The organism is Actinotalea solisilvae, assembly GCF_016464425.1.
Lineage (GTDB): Bacteria > Actinomycetota > Actinomycetes > Actinomycetales > Cellulomonadaceae > Actinotalea > Actinotalea solisilvae.
On sequence record NZ_JADDKQ010000018.1, the window covers coordinates 46,849 to 67,431 of the forward strand.

The following is a 20,583-nucleotide window of genomic DNA, read 5'->3' on the forward strand; positions in this document are numbered from 1 at the left end:
GGGGTGGGACGAGGCGAGGGCGCGGGCGCGCCCGGGGAAGGCCGCGGCCCCGCGCCCTCGGCTCGAGGAGGGACGCGGGGCCGCGGGTGGGGCTCAGGCCTGGACGGCGGCGTCGCGCCGGCGCTCGGCGGCCGTCTTCACCCGGAAGGCGACGTAGAGGATGCCGACCCACACCGGGCCCACGTACAGGGCGTACCGGAAGTCCGGCAGGAAGCCCATGAGCACGACGACGCCGGCGAGGAACGCGAGGACGACGTAGTTGGCGACCGGGTAGAACGGCATCCGGAACCCGAGCGCACGGACCTCGGCGGCCCCGATCCGCTTGCGGAACTTCATCTGCGTGATGACGACCATCGTCCAGTTGAAGATGCCCGCGATGAGCGCGACCGAGATGAGGTAGAGGAAGACCTTCCCGGGGAAGAGGAAGTTGAGCACGACGGCGACGGCCGTGACGGCCGACGACGTGAGCACGCCCGCGTACGGCGAGCCGCTCTTGTTGAGCTTGCCGAGGTAGCGCGGCGCGTTGCCCTGCAGCGCGAGGCTGTAGAGCATCCGGCCGTTGCTGTAGAGGCCGCTGTTGTACGCGGACACCGCCGCGGTGAGCACGACGACGTTGAGCAGCGTCGCGGCCCCGGCGATGCCGATCCGGTCGAAGATGATGACGAAGGGGCTGCCGCCCTCGCCGATCTGGTTCCACGGGAAGAGGCAGAGCATCACGAAGATGGCGCCGACGTAGAAGATGAGGATGCGGTAGACGACCTGGTTGATCGCCTTGGGGATGGTGCGCCGGGGGTTGTCCGCCTCGCCGGCCGTGATGCCGATGAGCTCGACGCCGCCGAACGAGAACATCACGACGACCAGCGCGGTGACGACGCCCCAGATGCCGTTGGGGAAGAACCCGCCGTGGGCCCACAGGTTGGCCAGGCCGGCCTCGCCGTCGCCCCCGCCGCGCACGATCATGACCGCGCCGAAGCCGATCATCGCCATGATCGCGACGACCTTGATGATCGCGAACCAGAACTCGAACTCGCCGTACGCCTTGACGTTGATGAGGTTGACGGCCGTGATGAGCACGAGGAAGACGGCGGCCGAGACCCAGCTGGGCACGTCCGGCATCCAGTAGTTCACGTAGATGCCGACGACGGCGAGCTCCGCCATGGAGACGGCGATGTAGTTGAACCAGTAGTTCCAGCCCGAGAAGAAGCCGGCGAACCGGCCCCAGTTCTCGAACGCGTAGTGGCTGAACGCGCCCGAGACCGGTGTGTGCACCGACATCTCGCCGAGCGCGCGCATGATGAGGAAGATGACGGCGCCGCCCAGGAGGTAGGCGACGGTGATGGCTGGTCCGGCCATGCCGATGCTCGTCGCGGAGCCGTAGAACAGGCCCGTCCCGATGGCGCCCCCGAGGGCGATCATCTGGATGTGGCGGTTCTTCAGCCCGCGCACGAGTCCGGTGCCGGCGGCCGGCTCGGGGGCGGGAGCGGTGCCGGTGCCGAGCGGGGGTGGCTCGGCGACCGACGACCTCTCCTGTGCGGTGGTGCTCATGGAGATCGGTGGTCCCTTCGTCGTTGAAAGGCCGTGCTGGTGGGTGGGGGCGTGCGCGCGGTCAGTCGACCGGCTTGAGGTGCGAGGTGAAGTGCCGCAGCACCTTGGGCTCCCAGGTGATCTGGTAGCCCTTGACGCTCGCGGCGCGCTCCTGGACCGCGGCGAGCGCGTCGGCGACGACGTCGAGGTGCGCCTGCGTGTAGACCCGGCGCGGGACGGCGAGGCGCGTGAACTCGAACGGCGCCCGCAGCTGCGCGCCCGTCTCGGGGTCGCGGTCCATGAGGTAGGAGCCGATGTCGCAGGTGCGTATGCCGGCCTCGAGGTAGAGCTCGACGACGAGGGCCTGGCCCGGGAACTGGTCGTACGGGATGTGGGGCAGCATCTTGCCCGCGTCGACGAAGACCGCGTGGCCGCCGACGGGGTTCTGGAACGGGATGCCGTACGCGGTGAGGCGGTCGGCGAGGTACTGCATCTGACCCACGCGGTAGCGCAGGTAGTCGTGGTCCAGGCCCTCGTAGAGGCCGGTGGTGAGCGCCTCGAGGTCGCGGCCCGAGAGCCCGCCGTAGGTGAGGTAGCCCTCGAACGAGATGACGCGGGTCTTGATCGCCTCGGTGAGCTCGGCGTCCTCGCGCACCGCGAGCAGCCCGCCCATGTTGACGAGCGCGTCCTTCTTGGCGCTCATCGTGAAGACGTCGCCGTAGCTGAACATCTCGCGCGTGATCTCGAGGGGCGTCGCGTCCGCGAACTCGGGCTCGCGCTCCTTGATGAAGTACGCGTTCTCGGCGTAGCGCGCGGCGTCGATGACGACGACGATGCCGTGCTCGCGCGCCACGCGGGCCGTCTCGCGCATGTTCGCCATCGAGACGGGCTGGCCGCCCACGCTGTTGTTGGTGATCGTCATGACGATGGCGGCGACGTTCTCGGCGCCGTGCTCCGCGATGAGCGCCTCGAGCCGGGGCACGTCCATGTTGCCCTTGAAGTCGTAGTAGGCGCCGGAGTCGAGGCCCTCGGGGCAGACGCAGTCGATCGCGCGGCCGCCGGCCAGGCCGACGTGGGCCCGCGTCGTGTCGAAGAACATGTTGGAGATGACGTACTGGCCCGGCGTGACGAGGAGCGGGAAGAGCACCTTCTCGGCGGCGCGGCCCTGGTGGACCGGCTGGATGTAGTCGTAGCCGAAGATCTCCTTGCCGGCCTCGAGGAGCCGGTAGTAGCTGCGGCCGCCCGAGTAGGACTCGTCGCCCCGCATCATCGAGGACCACTGCGCATCGCTCATCGCGCCGGTGCCGCTGTCCGTCTGCAGGTCGATGTAGACGTTGTCCGCGGAGAGCGCGAACGCGTTGTAGTACGCGTCGCGGATGAAGCCCTCGCGCTCCTCGCGCGTGGTCATCCGGATGGGCTCGACCATCTTGATCTTGAACGGTTCGGGCATGTAGCGCATGACGTCTCCTCGTGTCGCGAGCCGGGCGACGGTGTCCGGCCTGTCCAGAAGTTCCACTCGTTGTCGAGTCTCTCAACTCCTGGTGGCGACCGTAGCACTTCAGGTGAGGTCCTCAACACAGGCCATAAGTCCTCAACGCCGTGTCATGATGGTGACCCCGCTGTGGAAAGGATTGCCGATGGAAGCCGGGTCTCAGGCGGCCCTTGGGCCCAGTGCGCAGGAGGCCGACGCGCTGCTCACCGTGCTGTCCGGCCTCGTCGAGCCGCTGAGCCGCACGCTGCCCGCGGACACCGAGGTCGTCCTCCACGACCTGAGGCGGCTGCCGAACTCCGTGGTCGCGATCGCGGGGGACGTCACCGGACGCGCCGTCGGGAGCCCGGCGACCGACCTGCTGCTGCGCAAGGCCGCGGCCGGGACGCTCGAGACGAGCGTCGGCTACGAGACGCGCCTGCCCGACGGCAGGTCCCTGCGCTCGACGACGATCGTCGTGCGCGACTCGGCCGGCGAGCCCGTCGCGGCGCTGTGCCTCAACTGCGACGTGATGATCTGGCGCGCGGTCAAGGCCATCGCCGAGGCCATGCTCCCCGAGGACGCGACGGGCCCAGGTCCCCAGGCAGAGGAGGCGCCGGCCGAGAAGTTCGTCCGGGACATCGACGAGCTCGCCCAGCACCTGCTCGCCGAGGCGATCGAGGCGTCCGGCGCCCCGGTGGACCTCATGCAGAAGAAGCACAAGATCGCCGTCGTGCAGGACCTCAAGGACCGCGGCTTCTTCATGCTCAAGGAGAGCGTCGAGATGGCGGCCGCCGCGCTCCAGGTCACGCGGTTCACGATCTACAACTACCTCAACGAGCTCGGCAACGACGAGCGTGCGGGCTGAGCGGTCGCCCCCGTGGCGACCGGACGCGACGCGGCTCGCGACGCCGCAGGTCAGACACCGTCCCTGGTAGGGTCCGCCCGTCGAGGAGGGCTGGCTGAGCGGCCGAAGGCGACGGTCTTGAAAACCGTTGGTGCGACGACCTCGCACCCAAGGGTTCGAATCCCTTGCCCTCCGCCCTGTCGGGGACGCCCGCAGGTCACGCGGTAGCCGTCCGGTGCGCCGACGCCGGGCTGCTGGGGTTACCCCGACCCGGCTCCGTTCGTGCATCTCGTCAGAGCCCGCAGGTGATCACGCCTCAGCCCTCGCTCGCGTGCACGGGTCGTGTCGGTGGTCGCCCGTAGTGTCCCGGTATGGACGGATCGCGGGTGCCGACGGGCACATGGGGCGACGAGTGGGCGTGGTCGGTGCTGCACCGGCTCGCGTCCGAGCTCGACGCGTCGGTGCCCTCCCCCGCCCTGGTCGCCCGCCTCGACGGCCTCGAGCCGGCCGACGTCGACGATGCCGCCCTGGTCGAGATGGCCGCGGCGTGGGAGCGCGTCGCGTCGTGGGCCGCCGCGGGCCAGGCCCGCGCGGTCCAGGAGCTGCACCGACGACGTCGCGGTCTGCACGCCGGGACCGTGGCCGACGAGCTCGCCGCCCGCCTGAACGTCACGCGCGCGGCGGCGGAGGGCAAGCTCGGCCTCGCCGTCGCTCTGGACACGCTGCCCGAGGTCGCGGACGCCCTCAGTCGCGGCGACCTGGATGTGCGGCGCGCGACCGTCCTCACCGAGGACCTCGCGCACCTGCCCGCCGACGCGGCGCGCGAGGTCGCGGCCGCGGTGCTGCCCCAGGCGCGGGAGTGCACGGCACCGCAGCTACGACAGCGGGTGCGCAGGCTGGAGCTCGTCCGCGACCCTGACGGCGCCGCACGTCGCCACGACCGCGCACGGGAGCGCCGACGCGTCGAGCTCCAGCCCGCCCCGGACTCGATGGCGTGGCTGACCGCATACCTCCCCGCGGACGACGCGGTCGCGATCCACACCACCCTCACGGCTCTCGTCGCAGACCGGGCCGAGGGCGACAGCCGGTCGTTGGACGCGCGGCGCGCCGACGCCCTCGTCGACCTGGCGACCCGGTGGCTCGACGCCGGCACGGCTCCCGACGGCACGCCGCTGGGCACCGCACAAGGGCGGCGCCCGCACCTCGTCCTCACCGCGTCCGCGCTCGCCGTCGCCGGACTCACCGACAGCCCCGCGCACCTCGAGGGGTACGGGCCCGTCCCCGCGACGCTCGCCCGTCGGATCGGCGCCCGGGCCACGTGGGAGCCCCTGCTCGTCGACGCCCGCACCGGCGCTCCCCTCGCGCGGTCCACCGGCCGCTACGCGCCGAGTCAGGGGCTACGAGACGCCGTCGTCCAGCGGGACGCGACGTGTACGTTCCCGGGCTGCCGCATGCCCGCACGTCGGTGCGACGTCGACCACATCGAGGCCTACGCGCCCGACGCCGGCGGCGAGGACCAGACGCGCCTGTCGAACCTGCACGCCCTGTGCCGACACCACCACAACCTCAAGACCCGCCGCGAGTGGACGCCCCTCCGCACGCCGTCAGGGCACACGGTCTGGAGCTCGCCCCACGGCCGCCCCTACCGCCGCACGCCCGAGCACACGCCACCTGACCGGCCACCGTCACTGCCCCCGCCTCCCGGCGTGACGGTCGACCTGGGCCCACCACCCTTCTGATCGAGCGCTGCCGCGGTGGACCCGCTCGTGGTGGGCACCCGAACGCGCGCAGCGTGCGACGACTCGATCGCGCGCGCCCGTCTGCCCGCCCGGCCGGTCGCCGATCGGTGGCACCTGCCTGACTGTCCCCCGGCCCTCGGCCCTCGGCACGCACACCGGCCCGGCACCCTGTCGGGTACCGGGCCGGTCAGCCGTGCGTTCGGGCGGTCCACGGGTCAGCCCGCGGACGGCGCGCTCAGTCCGCCCGCGCACCCGCCCGCGGCACGGTCGCCGTCGCGTCGGCACCGAGCACGACGGTCGCGCCACCGGCCTCGATCGCCTGCAGCGTGCGGAGCTGCAGCAGCCCCGGCTGCGTGGCGACGAGCTTCGCCGCGTTCGCGAGCGCCCGCGTCGCGGCGACCTCGGACCGCGCGCGCTCGAGGACCGCGAGGCCCTGGGCCCGCGCGGTCGCGACCTCGGCCGCGGCCCGCCGCAGCTCGGCCGGTACGACGACGTCGCGCAGCGCGAGCTGGTCGACCGCCATCCCGACCCACGCGGCGGTCGCGGCGACGGAGGTGCGCATGCGCTCGGGCACCTCGGCGCGGTCGGCGAGCAGCTCGTCGAGCGTCCGGGTGGCGACCGCCTCCCGCAGCGCCGTCTGCAGCGCCGCGTAGAGGAAGGCGTCCGGGTGCTCCGCGACCTCGTGCCACGCCCGCGCGTCGGCCACGCGGACGGTCGACGTCAGGCTGACCTTGACCGCGAGCCCGTCGGCGGTCAGCACCTCCTGCAGCGGCACGACGAGCAGCCGCGGCCGGACGACGACCCGCACGGTCCGGCGCCGCCAGGCGCGGCGCCGGTGGCGGCCCGGCTCGAGCTGCGCCTCGAACCGCCCGTCCCGGTAGACCAGCACCCGCTCCCACTCCTGCACGATCATGCGCATCGCTCTGCCCTCCTCCCGTCCGGTCCCGCCGACCCTCGGCGCGGTCCGCCCTGCCCCGCGCGGCGGCGTCAGGACCGGCCGGCGCGCGGTCGGGCGGGCGCGGGGGACGTCCGGGCGTGCCCGGCGCCGCAGACCGCTCCCACCCGTGCGACCGCGCGCCGGCCGGCCGTCGGGAGTCGAACCCGAGCGCTGACAGGCGCTGCACCATGTGGCAGGTGCTCCCCGGCCCGACGTGCAGGACCCGCGACGGCGACGCCGTCCGGCTGCTGACCGGGAGCAGACGGGAGGCTAGGCCCTGCGCCGTCCCCCGCGCGCCTGGATTTCCGGGTCCCGCGGCGCGGCCCGTGCTCGTACGGTGGGGCGATGGACGCCACCGTGCCGCCCCGGCTCGCACCGCTCCTCGCGCAGTACGACTGGGCCGCCGAGCGCCTGCTCGCGCGCCTGACCGGACCGGACATGGACAGCGGCGACGGCGAGCGCGTCCGGGTCGACCCCCTCACCGACGCCGAGTACCTGTGGGAGCCCGCGCCCGGGGCGTGGAACGTGCGTCGCCGCACCGACGGTCCCGGTCCGGGCGCGACGGTGCTGGCCGGGTCGGGGGCGTGGGGCCGCGACGGCGGCCGCCCCCACCCGTGGCCGCCCCCGCTCACGACGATCGCGTGGCGCATGGAGCACCTGTCGACGATGCTGGCGGGTCGCGCCGACCACACGGTGGGCACCCGGAGCCGCGTGGACGACGAGACGGAGGTGCCGGGCGACGCCGCGTCGGGCATCGAGGCCCTGCGCACGGGCCTCGCCGCATGGCGCGAGGCGCTGACCTCCGCCGACGACGCCGCGCTCGACGAGGTCGGCCGCAGCACCTACCCCGACGGCGACGACGCGGAGCAGCCCTTCCTCGAGATCGTGTGGTGGGTCAACCAGGAGCTGCTGCACCACGGTGCCGAGATCGCGCTGCTGCGCGACCTGCACCGCGCGCTCGTCGCGTCGGCCTGAGCGCGACCCGCCGCGCACGTCCCGGACCACCCCGCCGTGCGTCCGTCCGGGTGAACCGGGCGGCCGGTGTGACGATCTGGGGACGGCGGCGGAGCCGTCGGTCACCCGTTCGCGCGCCTCACGCGTCCCACCAGCCCTCGGCGCGTCCCGGACTCACCACGTCGAGCGCGTAGATCGAGGCGACGCGCGCGAGGAGGACGTCGTAGGTCGCGAGGCCGACGACCTCGGGGTGGGCGACGGCGATCCCGAGGTGGAGGGCCTGGAACGGCGGCAGCACGGACGAGGCCATCGCAGCCGACTCGAGGGACTGGTCGAAGAACCGCACGACCTCGACCGAGGTCGCGATGGCGTGGGCCTGGGCACGGGCCACCGGGCCCAGCGGGAGGGCGGCACGACGGAGCTCGGTCAACCCCAGCGGGGACGTGACGAGCTCGGCGGCGTGCTCGGTCGACCAGCGCAGCCACGCACCGGCCTCGACGCCCGGGACGAGCGCCCGGCTCAGCGCCGAGCCGTCCGCGTAGATCATCGCCGTCCCGTCCTCGTGGCCCAACCCCCGGGCGGGCGCGCGGGCGCCTCGTCCGTGCCGAGCCTAGCCAGCCCACCGCGACGGTCCCGACCCGCACGCGGTCACGTGCCACGCAGCACCCAGCGCCCAGCGACACGCAGCACCCAGCACCCAGCGCCCTGCCCCGGACGCCGACGGCGGCCCGGGTCCGTGGACCCTGGCCGCCGTCGGGCGTCCTGCTCCGGGACGTGCGTCCCGATGGTGCTCAGCCGCGCAGCCGCTCCATGGCGAGCTGCACGAGCGCGATCAGCGTCTGCTTGGTCGCGGCCCGCGAGCGGGCGTCCGTGTACATGAGCGGCACGTGGGCGGGGACCGAGAGGGCCTCGCGCACGTCGTCGAGCTGGTGACGGGCGACGCCGTCGAAGCAGTTCACCGCGACGACGAACGGGATGCCGCGGCTCTCGAAGTAGTCGACCGCCGGGAAGCACTGGTCCAGGCGCTCGGTGTCGACGAGGACGACGGCGCCGATGGCGCCGCGGACCAGGTCGTCCCACATGAACAGGAACCGGTCCTGGCCGGGGGTGCCGAACAGGTAGAGCCACAGCGACCCCGGCAGGGCGATGCGACCGAAGTCCATCGCGACCGTCGTGGTCGTCTTCCGGTCGGTCACGCCGCCGGCGTCGTCGACGCCGACCGAGTGCTCCGTCATCGCGGCTTCGGTGTTGAGCGGCTCGATGTCGGAGATCGAGCCGATGAACGTCGTCTTGCCGACGGCGAAGCCGCCTGCGACGACGATCTTGACGACAGTGGGTGCGACACCCCCGCTGACCGGTGTGCGGTCGGCCACAGCGGCGGTGTCAGAGGGCGGATATGCCATTGAGAACACTCTCCAGCACGCTCAGGGACAGGGCGGGGGACTGACCGGTGTGGACACTGACCGGCGTTGAGGTGTGGACACGGATGAATCCGGACTCGGACAGATCCGTCACCAGGATGCGCACGACCCCGAGCGGCAGCCGCAGCAGTGCGGAGAGCTCGGCGACGGACACGAACGTGTGGGCGGCGTGCTGGAGGATGGCGCGCTTCTCGGGCGGCAGCCCCTGGCTGGTGACCGCCCCCGGGAGGACCTCGATGAGGGCCTCGAGGGGGAGGTCGGAGTTCGCCGCACGGACGCGACCGCCGGTGACCGCGTACGGCCGGACCGTGCGTGCCTCGTACTCGACGCCTTCCTCGTGGTTGGCCATGGGCTCGCTCACCCGACCGGTGCCCGGACCGCACCGTTGACCGGCAGGTTCCCACGCATCTCGGTGACGAGCTGCGGGGTGAGCGTGGTCTCGGTGCGGGACACGAGCATGGCCATCTCGTAGCCGATCAGGCCGACGTCGCAGGTCGCGTCCGCGACCACGGCGAGGACGGACCCGTTCGAGACGCTCATGAGGAAGACGAACAGCTCGTCCATCTCGATGATCGCCTGACGGACGTCGCCCGCGTGGAGCTGCCGCGCCGCGCCCCGGGTGAGGCTCGACATGCCGGCGACGATCGCCGCCATCTGGTCGCCGCTGGTGCGGTCCAGGTTCTCCGACATGGCCATGAGCAGGCCGTCGGCGGAGACGACGAGCGTGTGCCGGGTGCCGGGCACCGTCTTCACGAAGTTGTCCAGGAGCCAGCCGAAGTTGGCTGCCTCTGAGCTGAGCGCTGTCACTTGTCCTCCTCGAGGTTGCCGGCAGCTGACGAGCGGCGGCTGGGGGCGGTGCTGGCGGTCACCATGAGGTGGTCCGCTCGGTCAGGTCGGTGTCCGGGGTCGTCACGGGGATCCCGTGCGCGTCCGGACCGTCCTTGCCGACGGGGGTGGCCCCGTCGGGGGTCTGGTGGTCGGCCGGCCCCGCGGGCGCAGGCGCGGCCTGGCGTCCGCGGCTGGTGCCGGACTGGAAGCTCGACAGCAGCGAGCGGACCTGGTTGGCGTCGCGCTCGACCCGCTGGCCGGCCGGGGCGATCTTGATCTCCGGGGCCGTCGGGATGGTGCCGGGCGTGCGTCGCGCCAGCGTCGAGCCGCCGCCGCTGGCGGCGGCCGGTCGGTAGCTCGAGAGCTGGCTCAGCTCGGCGAGCGCCTGCTGGGCGATGTCCGCGCGCTGCGCGAGCATGTTGGTCACCTCGTCGTCGAACGCCCCGCCGGACTGCGGGGTGAAGGACGTCTGCGGCGAGAACGTCTGCGGCGTGAACGTGGTCTGCGCGGGCTGGTGCGGGCTCGGGACCGACGCCGTCGGCCGGGCCGGCATCGCGGACGCGTCCGCCGGGGCCGTCGGCGCCCAGCCCTGGGCCGGGGCCCAGGCGGGTGCGGCGGCAGGGGCGGCGGGCGCCTGCGGGGCGGCGGGCTCCCACGCGGCGGTCGGCGCCCAGCCGGACGACCCCTCGGCCACCGCGGCGGCGGCCGCGCCCTGCCAGCCCTGGGCCGTGTCGGCCGGCGGCGGGTTCCAGGGCGTCGGTGCCGGCGCCGCAGGGGCGACGGGGGCCGACGGCGCCTGCGCTGCCGGGGCGGCCTGGGCCGGGTCCACGGGACGACGCGGCTGGAAGGCGCTGCTGAGCGACCGCGGCGCGTGCGCCGGGAGCTGCGGTGCGGCCGGGGCCTCGACCGGCGCGGGCGCGGCGGGCTGGGCCTGGGCGGCGGCGTGGGCGCCCGCGTCGGGCGAGCCCCACGCGGACTGCCGGACCGGCGGCACGACGGGCTCGGGCGCGACGTACGGCGCCGGCGCGGGCAGCTGCTCGACCGGGGCGGGTGCGGCGGGCGTCGGGACGACCGCGGCCTCGGCCTGCCTGCGGCCGAAGAGGCGCCGGCGCGGCTTCTTGCCCCGGATGTCCCGGCGGCTCGGGCCCTGCACGAGCTCGGTGAACGCCGGGGTCTCGACGGCCGGCGCGGCGGGCACGACCGGAGCGGCCGGGGCGGCCGGGGCGACGGGCGCGACCGGCTGCGACCAGGCCTGCGGCTGCGGCTCGGGCTGCACGGGCGCCGGGGTCGGTGCCCACGGCTGCGCCTGCGCCTGCGGCTCGGCCGGGCCCCAGGGCTGGGCGTCGACCGGGGCGGGAGCCCAGGGCTGCGGGTCCACGGGCGCCGGGGCCCAGGGCTCCGCCTGCGCGGCGGCCTCGACCGGGGCCGGGGCCCACGGCTGCGCGTCCACCGGAGCGGGCGCGGGCGCCCAGGGCTGCGCCTGCGCGGCGGGCTCCACCGGGGCCGGGGCCCACGGCTGCGGCGCGACCGGCTCGGCGGGCGCCCACGGCTGCGGCTCGGCGGCCTGCGCCGCCCACGGCTGGGCGGGCTGCTCCCACTGCTGGGCCGGCTGCTCCCACGGCTGCGGCTGCGGCTCGGCCTGCGCGGCCCACGGCTGCGGCTCGGCCTGCGCGGCCCACGGCTGGGGCTGCGCCTGCTGCGCGGCCCACGGCTGCTCGGGCTGCTCCCACGCCTGCGGCTGGGCCTCGGCGGGCGCCTCCCACGGCTGCGCCTGCGCCTCGGGCGCCGACCACACGGCCTGCTCCTCGGCGACGGTCTCGGCGACGGCCGCCGGGAGCTCGTCCTCGTCGTCCTCGACCAGCGCCGGGATGACCATCGGCTTGTCGGCCGGGGGCGTCTCCGGGCGGCTGAAGAACGCGGCGGCACCCTGGCCGCCCGCCGCGGCGGCGGCGAGGCGGTCGGCGCCGTCGACCCCGTCGAGCGCGTCCGGCGTCGCCTCCGACGTCGTCTCGCCCGAGTCGACGTGGACGGCGGCGGCGGCGAGCTCGGCCCGGCGGGACCGGAAGCCGGAGAACATCGCTGCGCGACCCTCGGGGGCGACGGGCGGCACGGGGCCGGTCACCGCGCGCGGCTCCGGTCCGGCCGGCGCGGCGGGCTGACGGGTCGGCAGGCCGCCCGCGGCCGGCGAGCGCGTGGGCAGGCCGGACGGCGCCGCGGGTGCGGCGGCCGCCGGCTGACGCGTCGGCAGACCACCGGCGGCGGGCGCGCGGCTCGGCAGGGCCGCGCCGTCGTCGGCCCCACGGCGGGACACGAGCGGTGCGGACGGGACCACGACCGGCGGGGCCCACGCCTCGTCGACCGCGGCGGCGGCGCCCGCGAGGGCGTCGGCCCGGGGAGCGAGGGGGATGGACGGCGCGGCGGCGGCGTCGTCGGCCTCGCGGTGGCTCACGCGGGCGGCGGGGGCCTCCTCGTCGCCACCACGGCTGCGCCGGCGCGGCAGGCCCAGGCCGGTCGTGCCGTCGGTGAGCGCCTGGAGGTCGACCTCCTCGGCGGGGTTCTCGGCCGAGCCGTACGCGCCGGGCGCGACGTCCTGCACGTGGGCCGGGGCCGGCGCGTAGGCGGTGTCGTGGACGACCTCGGCGGCCTGCTCGGGGAGCACGAACGCCTCGGGCTGGGCCGCGGCGGGACGCGTGGGCGGCGTGAGCGGGATCGAGCCCGGGTCGACGAAGAGCACGAGGGGCATGCGGATCGTCGCGAGCGTGCCCTTGCCGTCGGGGCCGAGGGCGAGCTCCGCGGTCGTGCCGAGGCGCGCCGCGATGCGGCCGACCACGAACATGCCCAGGCGCTGCGAGCCGAGCACGTCGCCGGCCGACGTCGTCCGGATCTTCTCGTTGGCCTCGGCGAGCTCCTCGGGCGTCATGCCGAGGCCCTGGTCGAGCACCGTGATGATGACGCTGCGCTCGTCGATGCCGGTGGAGACCTGGACCGGCGTGCCGGGCTCGGAGAACACCGTGGCGTTCTCGAGCAGCTCGGCGAGCATGTGCGCGGCGGGCAGAGCGGTGTGGCCGAGCATCATCGGGTCGACCGGGAGGTCGAGCAGGACGCGCTCGTAGTGCTCGATCTCGGACGAGGCGGTGCGGATCACGTCGGACAGCGGCAGGGCGTCGCGCAGGCGGCGGCCGGTGTCGATGCCCGCGAGGACGAGGAGCGACTCGGCGTTGCGGCGCATCCGGGTCGCGAGGTGGTCGAGGCGGAAGAGGTCCGCGAGGGTCTTCGGGTCCTCCTCCGAGCGCTCGAGCGCGTCGATGAAGGACAGCTGCCGGTTGAGGAGCACCTGGTCGCGGCGGGCGACGTTGACGAACATCTCCGCGATCGAGCCACGCAGGGCGGCCTGCTCCTGGGCGACCTGGATGGTCGTCGCGTTCACCTCGTTGAAGGCGGTCGCGAGCTGGCCGATCTCGTCGCGGCTGGTCACGGGGATCTGCGTGAGCGTGAGGTCCGGGCCCTGGCCGGGGACGGCCACCTGGTCGACGAGGCGGGGCAGCTCGTCGCGGACGTTGCCGGCGGCCTCCGTGAGGCGGCGCAGCGGGACGACGATCTGGCGGGCGATCGACAGGGCGATGACGACCGAGGCGGCGAGGGCGCCGAGGGCGACGAGGGTCGTGATGACGGCCTCGCGGACGGCGTTGGCGGCGACGGCGTCGGCGCGCTGCGTCGCGGCCTGGCGCAGCTCGGACGCGAGCGGCTCGAAGGCGACGATCTCGCGGTCCGCCGCGGCACGCCAGTCGTCGGGTGCGATGAAGTCGAAGTTCTGCTTCTCGCCCGAGGAGATGAGGGTGCGGTAGGAGTCGTAGGACTGGAAGCCGTCGAAGGACGCACCGAGCGGCGGGACGACGACCCCGTCGCCGAGCTCGAGCGCGCGCACCGTGGACGACGTCTGCTGGTGGGCGATCTTCGACGCGGGGAAGAGGTTCGACAGGTTCAGCACGTCGAGGTTCTCGCGGGCGCCGGAGAGCACCTCGCCGCCGCGGACCTGCTCCTCGCGGTAGTCCTCGACGAGCGACGTCAGGTCCGCGTTCGCGGAGATGATCGCCGCGAGGCGACGGTCGTCGAGGGCGTCGGCGACGGCCTCGGGGAACGCCACCGTGTCCTCGATGGCGCGGGTGTAGTTGTTGACGATCGAGCCCAGCGGCACGTTGGAGTCGACTCGGCCGTGGACGCCGTCGAGCGTGGCGAACGCGTTGCGGACGTCGGAGACCGCTGCCGCGACGGCGGGGTCGAGCGCGTCGAAGTCGACCGCCTCGACGGCACCCTCGAACCGCGCGATCGCCTCGGCCGTGTCCTCCCGGGTCTGCATGACGGTCACGAGGTCCTTCGCGACCACGTCCGGGTTGACGTACGGCACCGCCGCGGCGCGCTCCGCCTGGAGGGTCTCCACCACCTGCCGGGACTCCTGCAGGACCCGGAGCAGCGACGTCACCGCCCGGGCCGTCTGGGCGCCTTCGATGGCCTGCAACGACACCTGGCCCGCGAGGGCGAGGATGACGAGCACAGGCACGGAGAGGGCCGCGAGGACCTTTCCGCGGATGCCCAACCTGCGAAGCATGGTGTCTCCTTCACGGTGCGACGGTGCGCACCGTTGCACAGGGTGCTGGATGACGACGAGAACCGGGGGTGGAACTCGGCCGTCCACGAGTCATCGGCTCGGTACCGGCACGGCATTAGGCCTGGGGATGATCTGGGTGGCCCGCGCCACACGATAACGGCCGTTTTCACCCGCCTGACAGACTCGGTGACCATGAGATTCGTTCGTGTGGACGACCCGCCGGCGCCGGGCGAGGACGGGGCCCTCCTCCTCGACGAGCGTCCCGACCCCCGGCGCGGCGCCGGGGAGGTGCTCATCGACGTCGCGGCCGCCGGCGTCAACAACGCCGACCTGCTCCAGCGGGCGGGCCGCTACCCCGCTCCCCCGGGCGCGCCGGACTGGCTCGGCCTCGAGGTCTCGGGCACGGTCGCGGACGCCGACGAGGGCTCGGGCGTCGCTCCCGGCGACCACGTCGTCGCGCTCCTCGCGGGCGGCGGGTACGCCGAGCGGGTCGCCGTCCCCGCAGGTCAGGTGCTCCCCGTCCCCCACGGCGTCGGGCTCGTCGAGGCCGCGGCGCTGCCCGAGGCGGCGTGCACCGCCTGGTCGACGCTCGAGGCCGCGCGCCTCGCGCCGGGCGACTGGCTGCTCGTGCACGGCGGCTCGGGCGGCGTCGGCTCCCACGCCGTCCAGCTCGCCGCGGCGCTCGGCGCGCACGTCGCGACGACGGCCGGGGGGCCCGAGCGAGCCGCGCGCTGCCGGGAGCTGGGCGCCGAGCTCGTCGTCGACCACCGCTCCGAGGACTTCGTCGCCCGGGTGCGCGAGGCGACCGGCGGCCGCGGCGTCGACGTCGTGCTCGACGTCGTCGGCGGCGCCTACCTCGGGCGCAACCTCGAGGCGCTCGCGACCGGAGGACGTCTCGCCGTCATCGGCCTGCAGCGGGGCCGCCGCGGCGAGCTCGACCTCGGCCTGCTGCTCAGCCGGCGCGCGACCGTGCTCGGGACGACGCTCCGCGCGAGGCCCGCGGCCGAGAAGGCGGCGATCGTGGCAGGCGTCCGGCGGCACGTGTGGCCGCTCGTCGCCGAGGGGCGCGTGCGGCCCGTGGTCCACGCGACGCTGCCGCTCGACCGCGCCGAGGACGCCCACGCGCTGCTGCGCTCGGGCGAGGTGTTCGGCAAGGTGCTGCTCACGCCCTGACGCGGCTGGTGGGCAGGAGAGCCTGCGCCCGGCCCGACGGCGCGCGCGGCCCGGACGGCCCGGACTGCCCGGGCGGTGGGCCGCCCCTCAGGCGAGCAGCCCCCGCGCGAGCGCCGGGGCGAGCACGGGCGCGAGCGGCAGCCGCGGAATCAGCGTGGCCTGGACCGCGTGGTACAGATCGGCCTTGCCCGTCCACACGGTGCGCGAGACCGCGTTGTCCACGCCGAGCTCGTGCCACCACGACCCGCCCTCGCGGTCGAGCAGGTGCTCGGCCGCGTAGTCCCACCACGTCGCGTACCAGGTGTCGAAGCGCTCGTCGCCCGTGACGGCGTGCAGCGCGGCGGCAGCCCCGAGCGCCTCGCACAGCACCCAGTGCATGCGCAGGCGCACGACCGGCCGGCCCTCCCAGTCGACCGTGTAGACGAACCCCGGCGCGCCGTCGACCGCCCAGCCCTCGGCGACGGACGCGTCGAAGAGGGCGACGGCGTCGTCGACCATCCAGGCCCCGGCCTCGCGCCCCGCGGCGAGCAGCGCCGCGCGCACGTGCAGCGTGAGGCGGGCCCACTCGAGCCAGTGGCCCACGGTCGCGCCGTAGGGCCGGAACGGGTGCGCGGGCGCGTCCGCGTTGTACTCGAGCAGCGGGTTCCAGTCGGCGTCGAAGTGCTCGGGGATCCGCCACGCGTTGCCGCGCGCGAGCCCGTGCACGACGCGCTCGGTGATCCGCGCGGCGCGCTCGAGCCAGGCGACGTCGCCCGTGACGTCGGCGGCCGCGAGGTACGCCTCGACGGTGTGCATGTTCGCGTTGACCCCGCGGTACGCCTCCGTGGTCGTGAACGCGCGGTCCCAGGACTCGACCACCATGCCGGCGTCCTCGTCCCAGAAGTGCCGCAGCTGGACCTCGAGCGCCTCGTCGAGCAGCTCGCGCGCGCCCGGACGCCCGGCCGCCGCGGCGCTCGCCGTCGCGAGCACGACGAACGCGTGCGGGTAGGCCCCCTTGGCCCTCTGCTCGTCGCCCTGCGGTCCGTCCGGGCCGACGGCGGCGAACCAGCCGCCGTGCTCGACGTCGCGCAGCGGGCCAGCGAGCGCCGCGAGGCCGTGGTCGACCAGCGCACCGCAGCCCGGACGTCCCAGCAGCGCGCCGAGCGCGTACACGTACGTCATCCGGCACGTGATCCACAGCTCGGTCGGGTGCCCGGGGTCGAGCCGGCCCTGCTCGTCCTGCCGGCCGAAGCCGCCGTCGGGCACGCGCGAGGCACGGCCGAAGTCGAGCAGGCGGTCCGTCTCCCCCTCGAGCCAGCGGTGGTGGGCGGGTGACTGCAGCCAGGGCATCGGCGCTCCAGGGTGGGGAGGGGGTCGGCGGCCAGGTTACCGGCGCTCCCCGGAGCCGGGGACGTCCGCGGGCGAGGCGTCGCGCACGCGTCGGCGGGATCGGTGATGATGGCGCGATGGACCCCGCCCCCACGCAGCCCACGCCCGACGCCGACGCCGCGCCGACCCCGGACGGGGCGCCCGAGGCCACGCCCGACGCGACCTTCATCGGTCAGCCGGCGAAGGTCATGCGCATCGGCACGATGGTCAAGCAGCTGCTCGAGGAGGTCCGCACCTCGCCGCTCGACGAGGCGGCCCGCGGGCGCCTCGCCGAGGTGCACGAGCGGTCCCTGCGCGAGCTCGAGGACGGGCTCTCCCCCGACCTCGTCGACGAGCTGCGGCGCATCTCGCTGCCCTTCTCGGACGACAACCCCACCGAGGGCGAGCTCCGCGTCGCGCAGGCCCAGCTCGTCGGCTGGCTCGAGGGCCTCTTCCACGGGCTCCAGACGGCGCTCGTCGCGCAGCAGATGGCGACGCAGGCGCAGCTCACGCAGATGCGGCGCGCGCTCCCGCCCGGCTCGGGCCAGGGGCCCGCCGGCGCGCCGGGCAGCGCGCCGACCGTGATCCCCGGCGCGGCCGGCACCGGCGGCGACGAGACCCGCCAGGGCACGGGCCAGTACCTCTAGCCCCGCCCGCGGGGCGCCGGCCAGCGCGCGTCACGGCGCGGGCGGCGGCGCCTCCTCGGGCGACGGGCGCGCGCCCGAGGTGAGGGCGATCGCGCCCGAGACGAGGACCAGGCCCACCACCTCGAGCGGGCGCGGCCACTGCCGCAGCACGACGGCGCCGATCACCGCGGCCGTCGCGGGCAGCAGCGCGAGCAGCACGGCGAAGGTCGCCGCCGTGACCCGGCGCAGGATCCCCTGCTCGAGCGCGTACGGGACGACGGAGGAGAGCACCGCGACGCCCACGACCGCGAGCGCGAGGTCGGCCGAACGCAGGACGGGCGCACCGGACGCCGCGAGCAGCGGCGCGTAGAGCAGCGACCCCGCGGTCATGCCGACGGCCAGCGAGGAGACGCCGTCGGGCCCGGCGGCGACCCGGCGGCCGAGCAGGATGTAGCCGGCCCAGCAGGCCGCCGCGGCCCCGATCGCCACGAGACCGACGACGACGTCGTCCCCGCCGACCGACAGGGTGACGCCCGCGAGGAGCGCGACGCCGACCGCCGCCAGCGCGATGCCCGACCGCTCGCGCCAGCCCGACCCGGTGAACGCCGCGACGGCGACCGGGCCGAGGAACTCGATCGCGACCGCGGTGCCGAGCGGCAGGTGCTCGATCGCGACGTAGAAGGTGAGGTTCATCGTCGCGAGGACCACCCCGAACGCCACCGCCGCCCGCAGCGCCGGCCGCGTCCACGTGAGGCGCCAGGGGCGGCGCCACGCGAGGAGCACCAGCGCCGCCACGGCGAGGCGGAGCCAGCCGACCGTCGCGGCGGGCAGCCGGTCGAACAGGCCGATCGCGACGGCGGCGCCGAGGTACTGGGCGAGGCCCGAGCCGACGAAGAGCGCGGGCGCCGGGACACGCGCCACCAGGGCACCGGGGCTCACGCGCACCGGGTCACTCTAGGCAGCGGGTCGCCGGCGCCGGGCCCGAGGACCGCGTCGGGACGCGCCGAGGGGCCGGCGCCCTGCGGCGACGACCCCTCGGCGGACGAAGTCCTCGATCAGCCCTTGACGGACCCCGCGAGCAGGCCGCGCACGAAGTAGCGCTGGAGGCCGAGGAACACGACCACGGGGATGACCATCGAGATGAACGCGCCGGCGGAGAGCAGGAACCAGTCGGACCCGCGCGAGCCGACCATCTCGGCGATCCGGACCGTCAGCGGGCGCTCCTCCGTGCCCGCGAACGTCAGGGCCACGAGCAGGTCGTTCCACACCCAGAGGAACTGGAAGATGGCGAACGAGGCGATCGCCGGCACGAGGAGCGGCAGCAGCACGCGGAAGAAGATCTTCACGTGGCCGGCGCCGTCCACCCGGGCCGCCTCGACGAGGGACGGCGGGATGTCCTTCATGAAGTTGTGCAGCAGGAAGATCGCGAGCGGCAGCGCGAAGATCGTGTGGGAGAGCCACACGGTCCAGAACGAGCCGTCGATGTCCCACGAGACGTACTGCTGCAGGAGCGGGATGAGCGTGATCTGGATCGGCACGATCTGCAGCGCGAACACCGCGACGAACAGGACGTTGCGACCCTTGAACTCGATCCACGCGAAGGCGTACGCCGCGAGCAGCGCGATGCTGATCGGGATGACGACGGCGGGCAGCGTGATCACGATCGTGTTGATGAACACGCCGGCGAGGTCGGTCTGGTTGCCGAACATCGCCTGCTCGTAGTTCGCGAGCGTGAACTCCGGCCGGCTGAACACGTTCCACCAGCCGTTGTTGCGGATCTCCGCCTCGGGCCGGAACGACGTGATGAGGAGGCCGACCGTCGGCGTCGTCCAGAGCAGGGCGATGACGATGGCCGCGACCGTCGCCCACGGGGACGTGAGCTGCGTGGACGCGAGGCGTGCGCGGCGCGCGAGGGTCTTCTCGTCGGGCACGAGCGGGGACCGGGAACCGCCGACCTCGCCGGGCTCGGACTTCGCGACGCCCTGGGGCGGGAGCGGGGTCGTCGTCATCGGATCTCCTCCACCATGCGCATCTGCCGGACGTTGTAGATCACGAGCGGGATGACCAGGACGAACAGGATGACCGCGAGCGCGGCCCCCAGGCCCCGGTCGTTGATGCGGAAGCTCTGCGTGTAGAACTCGTTCGCGACGACCGAGGTCTCGAAGTTGCCGCCCGTCATCGTCCGGACGATGTCGAACACCTTGAGGGTGCCCATCGCGATGGTCGTCACGACCACCACGAGCGCGGGCCGGATGCTGGGCACGGTGATGTGCCGGAACATCCCGAATCCGGCGAGGCCGTCGAGGCGCGCCGCCTCGACGATGTCGTCCGGGATCGCCTTGATGGAGGCGGACAGCACGGTCATCGCGAACCCGGTCTGGATCCACACCATGACCGCGATGAGGAAGAACGTGTTGGCGGGGGCACCCAGGAGGAACTGCTGCGGCTCACCGCCCAGCCAGACGATCAGCTGGTTGAGCAGACCGGTCTGCTGGATGCCCTCCTGGTCAGGCTTGTACTCGTACACGAAGCGCCAGATGACCGACGCGCCCACCATCGAGATCGCCATCGGCAGGAAGATCAGCGTCTTGGCCACCTTCTCGAACCGGGTGCGGTCGACGAGCACCGCGTAGACGAGGCCGATGAGGGTCGAGACGACGGGCACGAGCAGCACCCAGAGCGCGGTGTTGCGCAGCACGATCTGGAACTGGTCCTGGCTGAACGCCGTGACGTAGTTGTCCAGGCCGACGAACTCCTGGCCGTTGCGGTTGTACAGCGACGTGTAGGTGGTCCGGATCGCCGGGTACACGAGCCCGAACACCAGGGCGAGCATCGCGGGGCCGATGAAGCCCACCGTCACGAGCCATCGCGGCACCCGCTTGGGCTTGTCCACCGCGAACAGGATGGCGCCCATCACCGCCACGAAGAGCGCGATCACCACGAGCATGAGCAGGAGCTTGTGACCGGGTGTGGTCGCGTCGAGCATGAAGCTCGTGATCTCTCCGAACAGCCAGCTCAGGTATGTCGAGATGTAGTCCACATCCGCCTCCCGTACGACCTCGTCACGGCCCGGTTCGTCCGGGTCTGTCAGTCCGTCCCGCCACCGTAGCGCC

Annotated in this window: 17 protein-coding genes and 1 tRNA gene; 6 read left to right on the forward strand and 12 right to left on the reverse strand. The window is 74.1% G+C overall.

The genetic code is table 11. The annotated features are described in order from the left end of the window. Window positions 1–93: 93 nt before the first annotated feature. Window positions 94–1,545: an amino acid permease gene (locus JIG38_RS14330; protein WP_199424500.1), complete on the reverse strand. Its 1,452-nt coding sequence runs from the start codon at window positions 1,543–1,545 to the stop codon at window positions 94–96. 61 nt (window positions 1,546–1,606) lie between these two features. Further along, window positions 1,607–2,983 carry a tryptophanase gene (locus JIG38_RS14335; RefSeq protein WP_199424501.1) on the reverse strand — a complete coding sequence of 459 codons (1,377 nt, stop codon included), beginning with the start codon at window positions 2,981–2,983 and terminating at the stop codon, window positions 1,607–1,609. 178 nt (window positions 2,984–3,161) lie between these two features. On the opposite strand from JIG38_RS14335, the gene JIG38_RS14340 reads away from it, so the two are divergent. The 3 genes from JIG38_RS14340 (at window position 3,162) to JIG38_RS14350 (ending at window position 5,578) form a co-directional block, all read left to right on the forward strand. Beyond that, a complete protein-coding gene (locus tag JIG38_RS14340) occupies window positions 3,162–3,860 on the forward strand; it encodes a helix-turn-helix transcriptional regulator (RefSeq protein ID WP_199424502.1) in 699 nt (232 codons plus the stop codon). Between the two features lie 84 nt (window positions 3,861–3,944). Next, window positions 3,945–4,034: transfer RNA gene (locus JIG38_RS14345), tRNA-Ser, on the forward strand. 176 nt (window positions 4,035–4,210) lie between these two features. After that, window positions 4,211–5,578 (forward strand): HNH endonuclease signature motif containing protein, encoded by a 1,368-nt coding sequence (locus JIG38_RS14350; protein ID WP_199424503.1) that lies wholly within the window; start codon window positions 4,211–4,213, stop codon window positions 5,576–5,578. Between the two features lie 235 nt (window positions 5,579–5,813). Here JIG38_RS14350 and JIG38_RS14355 read toward each other — a convergent pair whose 3' ends face one another. Continuing rightward, window positions 5,814–6,497 carry an SPFH domain-containing protein gene (locus tag JIG38_RS14355; RefSeq protein ID WP_199424504.1) on the reverse strand — a complete coding sequence of 228 codons (684 nt, stop codon included), beginning with the start codon at window positions 6,495–6,497 and terminating at the stop codon, window positions 5,814–5,816. A gap of 363 nt (window positions 6,498–6,860) precedes the next feature. Between JIG38_RS14355 and JIG38_RS14360 the strand changes: the two genes are divergently transcribed. Further along, on the forward strand, window positions 6,861–7,490 hold the full coding sequence (locus JIG38_RS14360) for a DinB family protein (RefSeq protein WP_199424505.1): 630 nt from the start codon (window positions 6,861–6,863) through the stop codon (window positions 7,488–7,490). Window positions 7,491–7,608: 118 nt separating this feature from the next. Here JIG38_RS14360 and JIG38_RS14365 read toward each other — a convergent pair whose 3' ends face one another. The 5 genes from JIG38_RS14365 to JIG38_RS14385 form a co-directional block, all read right to left on the reverse strand. After that, a complete protein-coding gene (locus JIG38_RS14365; protein ID WP_199424506.1) occupies window positions 7,609–8,016 on the reverse strand; it encodes a hypothetical protein in 408 nt (135 codons plus the stop codon). A 244-nt stretch (window positions 8,017–8,260) separates the two neighbouring features. Further along, window positions 8,261–8,872, reverse strand: a complete 612-nt coding sequence (locus JIG38_RS14370) for a GTP-binding protein (protein WP_199424507.1) — start codon at window positions 8,870–8,872, stop codon at window positions 8,261–8,263. Next, entirely contained in the window at window positions 8,853–9,239 is a 387-nt protein-coding gene (locus JIG38_RS14375; RefSeq protein ID WP_199424508.1) for a DUF742 domain-containing protein, read from the reverse strand. Before JIG38_RS14375 ends, JIG38_RS14370 begins: the two co-directional genes overlap by 20 nt. Window positions 9,240–9,247: 8 nt before the next feature. Beyond that, window positions 9,248–9,697 (reverse strand): roadblock/LC7 domain-containing protein, encoded by a 450-nt coding sequence (locus tag JIG38_RS14380; protein ID WP_199424509.1) that lies wholly within the window; start codon window positions 9,695–9,697, stop codon window positions 9,248–9,250. A gap of 58 nt (window positions 9,698–9,755) precedes the next feature. Beyond that, window positions 9,756–14,324 (reverse strand): sensor histidine kinase, encoded by a 4,569-nt coding sequence (locus JIG38_RS14385; RefSeq protein WP_199424510.1) that lies wholly within the window; start codon window positions 14,322–14,324, stop codon window positions 9,756–9,758. 192 nt (window positions 14,325–14,516) lie between these two features. On the opposite strand from JIG38_RS14385, the gene JIG38_RS14390 reads away from it, so the two are divergent. Next, entirely contained in the window at window positions 14,517–15,497 is a 981-nt protein-coding gene (locus JIG38_RS14390) for an NAD(P)H-quinone oxidoreductase (RefSeq protein WP_199424511.1), read from the forward strand. Between the two features lie 87 nt (window positions 15,498–15,584). Here JIG38_RS14390 and JIG38_RS14395 read toward each other — a convergent pair whose 3' ends face one another. After that, the gene (locus JIG38_RS14395; RefSeq protein WP_199424512.1) at window positions 15,585–16,826 is read right to left on the reverse strand and encodes an AGE family epimerase/isomerase; all 1,242 of its coding nucleotides are present in this window, start codon (window positions 16,824–16,826) and stop codon (window positions 15,585–15,587) included. Window positions 16,827–16,942: 116 nt separating this feature from the next. On the opposite strand from JIG38_RS14395, the gene JIG38_RS14400 reads away from it, so the two are divergent. Continuing rightward, window positions 16,943–17,491: a bacterial proteasome activator family protein gene (locus JIG38_RS14400; RefSeq protein WP_199424513.1), complete on the forward strand. Its 549-nt coding sequence runs from the start codon at window positions 16,943–16,945 to the stop codon at window positions 17,489–17,491. A gap of 30 nt (window positions 17,492–17,521) precedes the next feature. On the opposite strand, the gene JIG38_RS14405 is transcribed toward JIG38_RS14400, so the two are convergent. From JIG38_RS14405 to JIG38_RS14415, 3 genes are all read right to left on the reverse strand, one after another. Next, window positions 17,522–18,415 (reverse strand): EamA family transporter, encoded by an 894-nt coding sequence (locus JIG38_RS14405; RefSeq protein WP_307844946.1) that lies wholly within the window; start codon window positions 18,413–18,415, stop codon window positions 17,522–17,524. Window positions 18,416–18,525: 110 nt separating this feature from the next. Then, complete coding sequence (locus JIG38_RS14410; protein WP_199424514.1) at window positions 18,526–19,479, reverse strand: carbohydrate ABC transporter permease; 954 nt, start codon at window positions 19,477–19,479, stop codon at window positions 18,526–18,528. Further along, complete coding sequence (locus JIG38_RS14415; protein ID WP_372419899.1) at window positions 19,476–20,456, reverse strand: carbohydrate ABC transporter permease; 981 nt, start codon at window positions 20,454–20,456, stop codon at window positions 19,476–19,478. The genes JIG38_RS14410 and JIG38_RS14415 overlap by 4 nt, the downstream gene beginning before the upstream one ends. Between the last annotated feature and the right edge of the window lie 127 nt (window positions 20,457–20,583).

Coding starts and splice junctions, on each gene's coding strand:
- JIG38_RS14330 (WP_199424500.1), bottom strand. CDS start 1,545: ATGAGCACCACCGCACAGGAGAGGTCGTCGGTCGCCGAGCCACCCCCG.
- JIG38_RS14335 (WP_199424501.1), bottom strand. CDS start 2,983: ATGCGCTACATGCCCGAACCGTTCAAGATCAAGATGGTCGAGCCCATC.
- JIG38_RS14340 (WP_199424502.1), top strand. CDS start 3,162: ATGGAAGCCGGGTCTCAGGCGGCCCTTGGGCCCAGTGCGCAGGAGGCC.
- JIG38_RS14350 (WP_199424503.1), top strand. CDS start 4,211: ATGGACGGATCGCGGGTGCCGACGGGCACATGGGGCGACGAGTGGGCG.
- JIG38_RS14355 (WP_199424504.1), bottom strand. CDS start 6,497: ATGCGCATGATCGTGCAGGAGTGGGAGCGGGTGCTGGTCTACCGGGAC.
- JIG38_RS14360 (WP_199424505.1), top strand. CDS start 6,861: ATGGACGCCACCGTGCCGCCCCGGCTCGCACCGCTCCTCGCGCAGTAC.
- JIG38_RS14365 (WP_199424506.1), bottom strand. CDS start 8,016: ATGATCTACGCGGACGGCTCGGCGCTGAGCCGGGCGCTCGTCCCGGGC.
- JIG38_RS14370 (WP_199424507.1), bottom strand. CDS start 8,872: ATGGCATATCCGCCCTCTGACACCGCCGCTGTGGCCGACCGCACACCG.
- JIG38_RS14375 (WP_199424508.1), bottom strand. CDS start 9,239: ATGGCCAACCACGAGGAAGGCGTCGAGTACGAGGCACGCACGGTCCGG.
- JIG38_RS14385 (WP_199424510.1), bottom strand. CDS start 14,324: ATGCTTCGCAGGTTGGGCATCCGCGGAAAGGTCCTCGCGGCCCTCTCC.
- JIG38_RS14390 (WP_199424511.1), top strand. CDS start 14,517: ATGAGATTCGTTCGTGTGGACGACCCGCCGGCGCCGGGCGAGGACGGG.
- JIG38_RS14395 (WP_199424512.1), bottom strand. CDS start 16,826: ATGCCCTGGCTGCAGTCACCCGCCCACCACCGCTGGCTCGAGGGGGAG.
- JIG38_RS14400 (WP_199424513.1), top strand. CDS start 16,943: ATGGACCCCGCCCCCACGCAGCCCACGCCCGACGCCGACGCCGCGCCG.
- JIG38_RS14410 (WP_199424514.1), bottom strand. CDS start 19,479: ATGACGACGACCCCGCTCCCGCCCCAGGGCGTCGCGAAGTCCGAGCCC.
- JIG38_RS14415 (WP_372419899.1), bottom strand. CDS start 20,456: ATGCTCGACGCGACCACACCCGGTCACAAGCTCCTGCTCATGCTCGTG.